10 protein-coding genes are annotated in these 11,533 nt (G+C 51.7%); 4 read left to right on the top strand and 6 right to left on the bottom strand.

The annotated features are described in order from the left end of the window. The first annotated feature begins 7 nt into the window (after nt 1-7). Complete coding sequence (locus AC1DF0_RS28285; protein ID WP_477573710.1) at nt 8-103, top strand: IS3 family transposase; 96 nt, start codon at nt 8-10, stop codon at nt 101-103. 62 nt (nt 104-165) lie between these two features. Here the strand turns inward: AC1DF0_RS28285 and AC1DF0_RS28280 are convergent, their stop codons facing one another. The 3 genes from AC1DF0_RS28280 to AC1DF0_RS28270 are packed head-to-tail and all read right to left on the bottom strand — an operon-like array spanning nt 166 to nt 3,452. Beyond that, nucleotides 166-1,479: an ABC transporter substrate-binding protein gene (locus tag AC1DF0_RS28280; protein WP_477576731.1), complete on the bottom strand. Its 1,314-nt coding sequence runs from the start codon at nt 1,477-1,479 to the stop codon at nt 166-168. Nucleotides 1,480-1,524: 45 nt separating this feature from the next. Further along, nucleotides 1,525-1,842: a 4Fe-4S binding protein gene (locus AC1DF0_RS28275; protein ID WP_442049691.1), complete on the bottom strand. Its 318-nt coding sequence runs from the start codon at nt 1,840-1,842 to the stop codon at nt 1,525-1,527. Next, nucleotides 1,839-3,452: an FAD-binding protein gene (locus AC1DF0_RS28270; protein WP_477576729.1), complete on the bottom strand. Its 1,614-nt coding sequence runs from the start codon at nt 3,450-3,452 to the stop codon at nt 1,839-1,841. The genes AC1DF0_RS28275 and AC1DF0_RS28270 overlap by 4 nt, the downstream gene beginning before the upstream one ends. 373 nt (nt 3,453-3,825) lie before the next feature. On the opposite strand from AC1DF0_RS28270, the gene AC1DF0_RS28265 reads away from it, so the two are divergent. Next, nucleotides 3,826-5,244 carry an FAD/NAD(P)-binding protein gene (locus tag AC1DF0_RS28265; protein WP_477576727.1) on the top strand — a complete coding sequence of 473 codons (1,419 nt, stop codon included), beginning with the start codon at nt 3,826-3,828 and terminating at the stop codon, nt 5,242-5,244. A gap of 62 nt (nt 5,245-5,306) precedes the next feature. Here AC1DF0_RS28265 and AC1DF0_RS28260 read toward each other — a convergent pair whose 3' ends face one another. Beyond that, complete coding sequence (locus tag AC1DF0_RS28260; RefSeq protein ID WP_442049688.1) at nt 5,307-5,894, bottom strand: NAD(P)H-dependent oxidoreductase; 588 nt, start codon at nt 5,892-5,894, stop codon at nt 5,307-5,309. Nucleotides 5,895-6,020: 126 nt separating this feature from the next. Here AC1DF0_RS28260 and AC1DF0_RS28255 point away from each other — a divergent pair, with 126 nt between their 5' ends. Beyond that, a complete protein-coding gene (locus AC1DF0_RS28255; protein WP_477576724.1) occupies nt 6,021-6,470 on the top strand; it encodes a MarR family winged helix-turn-helix transcriptional regulator in 450 nt (149 codons plus the stop codon). A gap of 51 nt (nt 6,471-6,521) precedes the next feature. On the opposite strand, the gene AC1DF0_RS28250 is transcribed toward AC1DF0_RS28255, so the two are convergent. Then, nucleotides 6,522-9,677 (bottom strand): alpha-mannosidase, encoded by a 3,156-nt coding sequence (locus AC1DF0_RS28250; protein WP_477576722.1) that lies wholly within the window; start codon nt 9,675-9,677, stop codon nt 6,522-6,524. Between the two features lie 285 nt (nt 9,678-9,962). Further along, nucleotides 9,963-10,424, bottom strand: a complete 462-nt coding sequence (locus AC1DF0_RS28245) for a hypothetical protein (protein WP_477576720.1) — start codon at nt 10,422-10,424, stop codon at nt 9,963-9,965. Nucleotides 10,425-10,714: 290 nt separating this feature from the next. Between AC1DF0_RS28245 and AC1DF0_RS28240 the strand changes: the two genes are divergently transcribed. Beyond that, entirely contained in the window at nt 10,715-11,530 is an 816-nt protein-coding gene (locus AC1DF0_RS28240) for an ABC transporter ATP-binding protein (RefSeq protein WP_477576718.1), read from the top strand. The last annotated feature ends 3 nt before the right edge of the window (nt 11,531-11,533 follow it).

The following is an 11,533-nucleotide window of genomic DNA, read 5'->3' as shown; positions in this document are numbered from 1 at the left end:
GAACGATATTGATGATTACATCCACTTTTACAATTACGAACGATTGCAGAAAAAACTAAACGGCCTCAGTCCCCTTGAATTTAGGGCTAAGGCCGCTTCATAGATCTTTATTTTTTGTACTGTCTACTTGACGGGGTGCAGTTCATAAACGATCGACCTTTCTCCTTATTTCGTTGTTTTCTCGAGACGATCCACTTCTTGGTTGATTTTCTCCTCCAACGTGCGAAGGGCGGTATTGACGTCTATGCCGGATAACGCGAGCTCTTTGGCGGCATCGGTCACAAACTTGCTGACGTCGCCTTCGAATTCATGCGGTGCGTGAAGCTGAACGCTTTTCGCTTTGAAAATATTTTCGATCTTCTTTCCTTTCAGCGCCTCGATATCGGCACCAAACTCCTTCTCCAGCTCGGGATTCACGATTGACGGCACGCGGCCGTTCCGGGACAAAACACGCTGAACCTCATCCGATAAAATATAGTTCAGCACCTGGAATGCCTCGTCCTTATGCTCACTTGTCTTCGAGATAAAGAGCGAGTGAATATTGACTTCCTTCGACGTGCCAAGCGCCTCCTTGAAGTTGGGGACGGGGGCAATGTCCCAATTAATAATCTCTCCTTGCTTGCGCAGCTCTTCAAGCGGTCCGACCATATTAGCGAGGTAAGTGGGCCTCATTGCCAAAATCTGATCCTTCAGAAACGCATCCTTATTGTACAAGTAGGTATCGCCTTGGATGTAGCCGCTCACCTCGAACGTTTTCTTGAGAAAGGTGAAAGCTTTCTCCCACTCCGGCGTGTTCACGATCGCTTTTCCCGTCTTCGGGTCGAGAGTGCCTAAAGCGAGGCTGCTCTGTATGTACGCCGGACCTGCGGCAACTTCAAGCCCGATGTAATTGACGCCGTCCTTCGTCTGGGTTAGCTGCTGGCCGATCGCAAGCGCTTCTTCCCATGTAATTTGTTCATCTGGCGGGTAAGGGACTCCGAATTTATCGAAAATATCCTTGTTGTAATACAAAATCGTTTCGTTCGAGTTAAACGGTATCGTATAAATTTCGCCGTCCTCGGCGTAAGCCTTGATGGAGTTTAAAATGTCCGGTTTAATGCGGTTTAGGTCTAACTTGTATTTGTCTACGTATTCGTCAAGGCTTTGGAGAATGCCTAGCCGCTTGAAGTTGTAGTAGCTTCCCGCACTGGCATAGATAATATCGGGAACGGTGCCGGCTGACACGAGATTATCGATTTTCTGGCCTTCCGGCGTAACGACTTTCTCGAGCGTAATATGAGGGAATTTCTTCTTAACCGGCTCGGCGATCATCGTATTGAATTCAGTGTCGGTGAAGGTTAAGCCGCTGACATAGAACTTCAAGGTGACTGGCTTCTCACTGGACGCTGGCTCTTCCGTGCCATCGGAGTTTTGGCCGCAGGCTGCCAGAGAAAGGGAGAGAATAAGCAGAATTAGGATCAATAACGAACGTTTTCTCATAGATCAACGCCAGCCTTCTTTCTTCTTTAGAGTGAAAATAGAGGTTTACCCTCTTCGAAGCATGAGAGGATGTTTGGTAATTGGGGTCCGCCCCGGTCCCCAGCCTATTTGCTCGCGGTAGCTGCCGATAAGTCCTTTGCTCTCCAGCTCTGTTTCGGACAGAACGGTTTTCTCCTCGGCATCCGGTGACACATATAGCGCATCGGCAGGGCAATACAGCTCGCACATGAAGCAGGTCTGGCAGTCGCTCTGTCTTGCGATAATGGGAATACCGCCTTCCACGCGGTCAAATACATTCGTCGGACAAACGGATACGCAGAGGTTGCACTCGATGCATTTTGATTCGCTTACGATTTCGATCACACCGATACAGCCTCCTCTGATACTTGCTCTGTTCTGACTTTGATCTCGTCCAAACCGCTGCTGATTAGCCGGTATCGTTGATTAGGATCGAGGGCGGGGAAGTCTACACGTTTATGCATGCCCCTTGTTTCAGTGCGCTCCTTGGCAGAATGGTACATGAGCCGCGCCGTGGCCGTCATGGCTGCAACCTCGCGTGCTTTGTAAGCAGAGGCATTCAACGTGATCGGCTCGCTCCGAATTTCCTTCCACAAGTGATCCAGACGATCAAGAGAGGAGGTGAGTCCTTGCTCGGTACGGAATAGGTTTTTGTCGTAGGGGTGAGTCTCCGCCTGTATGGCCTCAATGCGCTCAGACAGCTTAGCAGCGGCAGCGGAGGAATCTGTACTCTGATTCGTCAACGTCGTGGAAGATAAGCCTGCAACGCTCCTTGTATGTGCCGCCGCACCAAGCTGCAGGGCATATTCCGTAGCGCCTTGCCCGGCGAAAGAGCCGGAGGACATCGCCCAAGCCGCGTTATGGCTTCCGCCGCCAGTGAAGCCGCCGCATATTAATTCGCGCGTCGCCGCATCGCCGGCCGCATATAGTCCAGGCACGTCGGTCGCGCATGACTCGTTCGCAATGCGGATACCTCCGGTGCCGCGTACGGTACCTTCAAGCCGCAAGGTGACGGGGAACATATCTGTGAACGGATCGAGTCCAAGGCGATCGAACGGAAGGAAGAAGTTCGTCTGGCCGACTCGCAGCGCGGGCTTAATATCTTCGGGCGCTTGGTCGAGCCTTGCATAAACCTGCTTGCCTTGAAGCAGGTTCTTCGCGATGATCGAGCGACCGCGCTGGGAGCCGGCACCTTCCACGACCGTGCCATCCTCGTAATAGAACGAAGCATAGCGGTAATAAGCTGTTTTCGTAACGGAGGAGAAGGTTGGCGCGATGGCGTAGGCGTTGGAAAATTCCATACCCGAGAACGATGAACCGGCTTCCGCCGCCAGCAGGTATCCGTCACCGGTGAGGACATTGCAGCCGAGCGCTTTGCTGAGGAAGGCGCAGCCGCCGGTAGCGATGACGACCGCCCCGGAGCGCACGCTCCAAGGCTCGTTCGTCTGCGTTCGGATACCTCTTGCCCCTCCGACGCCATGCTCGTCTGCGAGCAGTTCGAGAGCGGGACTGTGATCCAATATTTTCACGCCGGCCTTAAGCGCGAGCTTTCGCATTAGCCGCATATATTCCGGCCCTTGCAGCCCTCTAACATGCACCGTACCATCGTCGCTCTCCGGATACGGGTAACCCCATACGGCAAGACTGTTCATTCGCTCGAACGCCTTGTTCAGCACTCTGTCCATCCAAGCGTTCTCGGCCAGCCTGCCGCCAAGCTCGTATCGGCTTAGCTTAGCTTCGGTACGGAGCTGGGCATCCGGCTGGATGTACCACACGCCAGTGCCGGAAGGGGCGGTCGCGCCGCTAGATCCGCAAAATCCTTTGTCGGCCAGTACGACGCTAGCTCCTGAATGTGCAGCAGAGATTGCAGCCCAAGCGCCGGCCGGGCCTCCGCCGATTACAAGTACATCCGCCTTAATCTCCAGCCCGATTCGGCTGCTAATTGCTTCGCTCATTATTCATTCCTCCTGAAAATTAGTCATAAAAAAAGGCCGCCGGAAGCAATCAACAAAGTGATTGTTTCCAGTAGCCTGGTGAACAATTAATACTATTCCAATGTATGTTATCGGATTTGAAAATATCATATGCTCCTTTTCTAAAGTCGTCAACCCCTTTTTTTGCGGAGGGGGCATATGGTCATGATGAACAATAAAACACGTTTATTTTATGCATGATTATGAAATTTGCCTGGAATCTTTCAAAGACGAGCTAGATAAGATAGAATAAACATAAAATTAACACAATATGTTCGAAAACATAACATAAATTGTGGCGAGTGAATGTTGTTGGTTGATTGTAGGATGGCAGCCAGAGGAAAGGTGTGATGATATGAGTCTGGAAGCGTTAAATGAACGAGTGGCAACCGATCTTTCTTATCTCGCTTATGGAGGTCCGAACTGGGTGCGGCCACGCTGTCACTCGGAAGGGCATGTGTATGATGTTGTCATTGTTGGCGGCGGGCAGAGCGGCTTAAGTATCGCCTTCGCGTTATTGCGCGAACGTGTATCTAATATATTGGTGATTGACGAAAACCCGGAAGGCTATGAAGGGCCATGGGAAACCTATGCGCGTATGATGACGCTGCGTACGCCGAAGCATCTGACATCCGTTGATCTGGGTATTCCTTCGTTGACGTTCCGTTCCTGGTGGGAAGCGCAGCATGGGGTAGAAGGCTGGGCGAAGGTGGATAAGATCCCGCGCGGCGACTGGATGAATTACTTGCGCTGGTATCGCAAAACGCTTGAATTGCCTGTCGTTAATGAAGTTAAGCTTCGATTAATAGAGCCGACGGAAGAGCATATACACCGGCTTCATGTTGAGGGAATCGGTGCCATATCGGATACGCTGCTTGCTAGAAAGGTTATTCTTGCTACAGGAATCCAAGGCGGAGGCGAATGGCATGTGCCGGAGATGATTTCGGAGAACCTGCCGATGACGCTTTATGCGCATACATCGGCTCGAATTGACTTCGAAGCGCTTAAAGGCAAGAAGATTGCCGTACTTGGAGGCGGTGCATCGGCATTCGATAACGCCAACTTCGCGCTCGCCGAAGGTGCCGGAGAAGTGCATGTATTCGTACGCCGCAAGGAGCTTCCGCGAATTAATCCGATCCGTCAGATGGAAGGATCGGGCATGATCGAGCGGTTCGCGGCGCTCGAGGATCGCGACAAATACGAGGTTATGGCGCATTTCTTCAAGCATAACCAGCCGCCGACGAACGATACATTCGAGAGGGCGGCGTCATGGCCGGGATTCCGCATGCATCTCGGAGCGCCTTGGTTGGCAGTTGAGGAAGCTGGAGATCAAGCGATCGTAACGACGCCGCAAGGCAAGCACTCCTTTGATTTTCTTATTATTAGCACGGGGCTACTGACGGATCCGGCTTATCGTCCGGAACTGAAGCTGGTAGAGCAGCATATTGCCCGTTGGGGCGATCGGTATGAAGCACCTGCGGAGGTGGCGAGTCCGGTTCTGGATGCACATCCTTACTTGAGTCCCGGTTTCGCTTTCACAAGCCGGAGTGAGGAGGGGGAGAAGCCGCTGCATGGCCTGTTCACCTTCAGCTACTCCGCGCTCATCAGCTTCGGAGTTTCGGCTTCCGCATTGTCGGGCATGCGATTCGGGGTGCCGAAGGTGGCGTCTTCGGTAGCGGAGCAGCTGTTCCTCGACGATCGGGAGACGATCTTGGAAGATTACTTCACATACAAGGAGCAGGAGTTCATAGGCGCCCTGCCGCAAAGGGTATAATTTCAAGTTAAGATTACAGAAGCAGTCCATCCCGTATAGGATGGGCTGCTTTTTTTTTGGTTTTAAGAGGTTAATGCTTTGAAGTAGTGATACACCTTGTTCAGCTTCTGCTCGTGCCGTCCTTTCGAGCTCTCCATGCTGCCAAATTCGAAAAACTTCACTTTTTTGATGCCGACATATTGGAAAAGGGCCTTTCTCATGAGGATCTTGTGCGAGTTGCCCAGCCAATAAAGCGGATAGAAGGCCGGCCCTTTCATGGTGGAGATGCATACGACGGACTTTCCTTTCAGTAAGCCTTCGGGCAGCAGACCTCCCTTATCCCGATAGGCGAAGCCGGAAGCGAACATTTGATCAATGAAACCAAGCAGCATGGCAGGAGGCCGTCCCCACCAGATCGGATAGACGAACACGATTTTATCTGCCCATAGCAGTTGTTCCCTATACTTGGCTAATGCCGGGTCGGCGTGCATGTCGCGTCTGCGTTTGTTTGCATTGAAGACGAGGACGGGATTGAAATTTTCCGCATAAAGATCCAGTACTTGAACGTCCTCGATGATTGGATTATCGCCAATGCCCGCAAGCGTCTTTTGGAGAAAAGCGTAGCTTAAGCTCTCATGATTGGGATGGGTATAAATAATTAACGTTTTCATGAATAGGTCACCTCGTTAGTTATCATATGATAACTAAAAGGTAACACATGGGACAAATGGTTGTCAAATGATAATTGTTTTATGACAATAATTTTGTTATTGTACGCGGTAAGAGGTGATTTCGAAGTGGCGCAAGAAGTCGATAAGAAGATACTGTTTCAACAATTGGTCGCGTTCATTACTGATGTTCACCAGATAAAGCATGATATAACGAAGGATCTTTCTATAGCGGACATAACGCCTGCCCAGTACGGAATTCTTGAATATATCGCGGTATCGCAGCCGTTAACGGTTAGTGAAATTAGCGAGTGCAAGGATATGTCCATGCCCAATACGAGTCGCGAGCTTAAGAAGCTGAGCGACAAATCATTGTGCGTGAAGTACGAAGCGGATGATGACAAGAGGAAGCAGTATGTTCGTCTGTCGGAACAAGGCGAGAAGCTAATGGGGAATGTTTTTGCTCATATGGAGGATTGGATGGGCGAACGCGTTCGGGGGCTGTCCGGCGAAGAGCTGGGGCAGCTGTCTAACGCGATGGAGTTGTTAAGGACGACGATCTTTCGGGTTGAACAATAGAAGCAGAGCGGGCGGATAGTGAATCGCCGCCCGCTCTGCTTCTTTGTATATTTAGAAATAGACTCTCAACGTTTTGATTTCGAAGGCGCGGAAGTCGAGTGAGACAGAATGGCCGCCGATGATCGGCAGGTCTGACAGCTCTTCCTCCAGTATGTTGGCAGTGGCTACGCGTACTGGTGCAGTGCCGAAAGCTAATGTTGCGCCGGATACGGCTGAACGCTCCGCCTCGTAAAGTCTGACGATGATGGCATCATCGTCTTCAGCCGGCTTGACCGCTTCGATAATAATATTCGTTGTGTCGATGGACAAGAAGGAGTCGCCGGATCTCGGCGCGGCTCCTTGGTTCGCAAGCATCGGCACGTTCAGCTCGTATGCCGGTCGTATGACGGATTCGGCGCTGAATCCCGCCGCGTGCGGCAGGAATGAATAGGTGACGGCATGAACGCCGGCGTCACCGCGCGGATCAGGGTGAGTGCCGCCCTTGTGAAGGGTAAGGCGCATATCCGATCCGTGAACCGAGATGCCGTATTTGCAATCGTTCAGGAGCGCGACGCCGTAACGATTCTCGGAGAGATCCGTCCACTTGTGTGCGCAAACCTCGAACATGCCTTGATCATAAGGGGTGTTCGTATGCGTCGGGCGCTCGACATGTCCGTATTGAACCTCATGTCTAGCTTGGTGAGCGAGTACTGCGACCTCGAAACCTGCTTTGAGCAGTTGATGCTGCTCCTGCCAGTCGATTACGGTCTCGAAGTCGACTTTGGCGGTATTCGCGTGGAATACGAGCTGCTGCCTCAAGGCGGATTTGTATCCGATCCGATACTCGCTGCTAATGCGGAATTGCAAAGGGCCATCCGCTGTGATGCTGCGTGAGACGAGTCCTGTCTGAAGCTTCAGCTTGCCTTCGATATCGCGGTCGATGTCCCAGTTATCCCAAGCGCCGGGAAGGTCTTCGCCCATCAGCAATGCGCCGAGCGGGTGTCCCGCGCCTCGCAGTTCCCTTTTGGCAGACTTGTCATAAAAGGATTCGATATAGCCGTTAGCGTCGAAGCGTACGATTGCATGCGGCGTTTCTAATTGCTGCGCTGCCCCGTCATAACGGAATGGACTGGAAGCTGCATCGGATGGATGGCTTGTGCTGAGCGGAATGAGCAGCGACCCCATCGCCGGTACGGTGGCGCCGCCGATAAGCAGCTTCTCGTTGCCGTAAGCATCGATAATGCGTTGGCTTAACAACGATTGATCCGATGGATATAGGTTTGGCGCAATGCCCTTCACGGCAATGATGTCGTTACGATCCCAGCTCAGCGTATTCCATGCGGTTACGGCATTTTCCTTCGTATTTACGAAGCGGGATAGGAGGGAGGCTGAAGCGGCTTCAGCGGTAGCAATTACCTCTCCGACCTCTTGAATGGCGCGGTCATGCACTTCGGGAATCGATGTGCCCGGCAAAATATCATGGAACTGGTTGATGAGCAAAAGCTCGTATAGTTGTTTGAGTCTTTGGCGATCCGGCGATGAGCCGTCATGGACCGCGGTGATGCTTTCGAACAGCTCCAAGTCGCGCAATGCGAGTTCGGCCTTGCGGTTGTTGCGCTTAATCTGGTGCATCTGCGTTAGAGTGCCGCGATGTCCCTCGAAATAAAGCTCGCCAACGTGGAGCGGCGGGTTAACCGCGTTCTCCTCCAATTGCTGCATGAACACGCTTGCAGTCATATGCTCGCTGCGGGGAACGCCTTCCAAGTCGGAGACGCGCCTTGCCATTTCTATCATTTCGTATTGCGGACCGCCGCCCCCGTCGCCGAAGCCGTAGGAGACAAGTCGGCTGTCGTTCACGTGCTTGTGCGCGATCGCGTTATGATTCGCATATACGCGGTCAATAAGCGTCTCGGCATCCGGCCAGCAATGGATCGTATTGAAGTGGGTGAGCACTTTCGTCCCGTCGAGTCCTTGCCAGTAGAAGGTGTCGTAAGGGAAGTGGTTCGTATCGTTCCAAGACAACTTGGTCGTCAGGAAGTAGCGTACGCTGGCGCTATCCATAATCTGTGGAATCGCCGCGCTATAACCGAATGTATCAGGCAGCCAGAAGCTGTCCGCTGTATAGCCGAAGTGTTCTCTTGTATAACGTTGACCGACAAGAAACTGACGAACGAGCGATTCGCCTGATACGAGATTACAGTCGCATTCGATCCATACGCCACCGTTAATTTCCCAACGTCCTTCGGCGATCCTTTGCTTCATCCCGTTAAATATATCCGGATAATGTCTGCGCATGAGTTCGGCATGGAAGGCGGAGCTTTGGATGAATTTGTACTCGGGATATTGCTCCATAAGATTAAGGACATTCGCGTAAGTTCGCGCGCATTTGCGAATCGTCTCGTCGCGTGTCCATAGCCAAGCGGTATCCATGTGGGAATGACCGATTATACCCGTCGTAGGCGCTGAGCTGCTAGTCGGCTGCTCGAGTAAAGGCTTCATTACCGCTCTTGCTTCGAGTAGTTGCGGTCGCCACAGTTCTTCGGATACTTCGTCCGGTGATTGTATAAGGAGCGGAAATAACTCGAGCAATGCGTTCTCGATCTTGGCTTTGCGGAAAGGATCGACTGCGCCGGAGCTGGCAACTTGAAGCAAGGTGCGCAGATCGAATACGAAGTCTTTCACATCGTCGCGCCGGACCATTACGTCAATCGAACGGAAGGTCCGGTTGTAGCGTTGTTGGCCAGAGAAGTTTGCCTCGCTTACCTGGTACGGCTGTGTTCCGACGCATGGATGTCCGGCATACGCCTCGAAGGCTAGCTCGAAGGCGGCGCCAGCTTGAGCGGCATCGGTTAGCAGGAGCGTGTGATGATTGCCGCGATTGGCAGCTTCGTGCTTGTGGGTGTAGATGCCGCTGGGCTTGCCGCCCACCCAGAAGAACGTCTCGACGCCGTCGGTGTTGGCGGCAATGAACAGCTTTTGTCCGCTGAGCTCATGAGGAACAGTGTAGCTGCCCTTGAACCATGCGGAGCTCCACTCCTGTCCCCATGGCTGATTGCTGCCAGCAGGCTGCCAATTCTCGCGGTCGCTCGGAACCTCGTATCGATGCTCGGCCGTCTCGAAATAGTTGACGGCTACCTCGCCGATTTTTTTGAATATGAGGGAGGTATATACTTCGTCTAGCTTCTTCAGTTTACCTAATGTTTTGCCTCTGTGATTCGGATGGATCATGTGGGGATAGCTCCTTCATGACGGATTGTGAATGGCCATTGGATGAACGACAGATAGGCTGCCAGCAAACGCGGCAGCCATGGATGTTAGCAACACCGATGGGGAATTCGCTGCTACAAATTACGATTAGTATAAGCTGTAGCTCGGCAGTCGGATATGAGGGAAAAACAAACTTTCAATGGGAGTATTGGCGATTGTTGCGGAGGCGTAGTGTGGAATGCTCGAGGTGGCCTGTAAGAGCGTATATGCTCTTACAGGGCGGAGCAGCATCGAAGTGAACAGTGGTTATTTTACATTCTCGATGAGACTAGTGTTGTCGTTGCTCTCGACGAGGCGAGTTTCTTCTGGTGTTACTTCGTAGATCCAGTAGCCGCGAAGCTTCTCGTCATTGATGGTGTACTCCAAGTTTTTGGTGAGTGTTACTGTATAGGTTCCTGCATTGGTCGAGGCGGCAACAGTGGTGGCGAGTGTTCCTTTCACCTTCGTGCCAGGCTCTTTGCCTCCCGCCGCGACCTCTATTTCCTTGGCTTGTCCGGCTTCGGGGAATTCAGGCATTTCTTTAAGCACAGCTGCTACCGCCTGGACTTCATCGAAACCAGCGGCTTGCTCCGTGGAACTCTTCTGTGTGACTTGCGGCGCTGTTACTTGGTTCGTATCCGTATCCGTATTCGTTTGATCCTCGTTCATACTGCAACCGCTTAGTACAATCGATAACGCGCAGGCAATGACAAACCCTCTTAACTGCATAGATAGAACCTCCAAAAGTTAGTTAATAGGTTTGACGCCAACTAGACGTTTTGGTTGCGGTTCTTCCTCGCACAGTTCAAGTGTCACATAACATAACGCGAACTATCTTATCCATGCTCGGACTCACTCTTTTTTTGTATAATTCCACAATCCAATTATAAAAATCATAGTTATTCCCCGTTTAAAAGTGTCTAACTCTACTATTGATGTTATAATACATAACATATAGTTGCGATTAGCGAACGATGCGTAGGAAGATCGAAAGTGATTTTTACGGGAGGTTGACAGAGATGGGGATCGTGCATGAGGAGCTAGGCGTTGCGAAAAAACGTCTTCATAGTGGAACGGCAAGTCCGCTGCTTGTCGAACTGCAACATGTAGGCAAAAAATACCCGAACGGTACCGTTGCGGTACAGCAAGCGAGTCTGCAAGTAGGAGAAGGAGAGTTTCTATGCTTCGTCGGACCATCCGGCTGCGGCAAGTCTACCATATTCAACATGATTGCCGGCCTAACGGCTCCAACGGAAGGCAGATTAACCGTTATGGGGACGACGCCGAAGGAGGCGCTTAGGCATAACGATATTTCATTCGTGTTTCAGGAGCATACGCTGTTGCCTTGGACGAACTTAATCTCGAATGTGACTCTCCCATTAACCCTGCAAGGCATATCGAAGAACGAGAGGCAAGCGGAAGGCGAGAGAGTGCTGGAGCTTGTTGGGTTGAAGGACCATATGAAGGTGCTGCCGCGCGAGCTTTCCGGGGGTATGAAAATGCGCGTGTCGATTGCAAGGGCGCTTATCTCGAGACCGAAGCTGCTGCTTATGGACGAGCCGTTTGGCGCGCTGGATGAGATTACGCGTCAAACGTTGCAGGACGAGCTGCTGAGTATTTGGAAACAAGAGAAGTCGATGACGGTGCTGTTTATTACGCATAACGTTTTCGAAGCCGTGGCGCTGTCTTCGAGAGTTGTTGTCATGACGCCAAGGCCCGGTAAAATATCCGATATTATCGAAATTCCAAGCTCCTTCGAGAGAAGTGAAGAATATAGAACGACGCCGGAGTTCGTGGAGTATATCCGCCAAGTATCGGCTGCGCTTAAGCATTAATCG

This window comes from Paenibacillus sp. 05T425 (assembly GCF_056396205.1).
The sequence above is the reverse complement of the archived record's forward strand: the minus strand, read 5'-3'. Positions and strand labels throughout refer to the sequence as shown.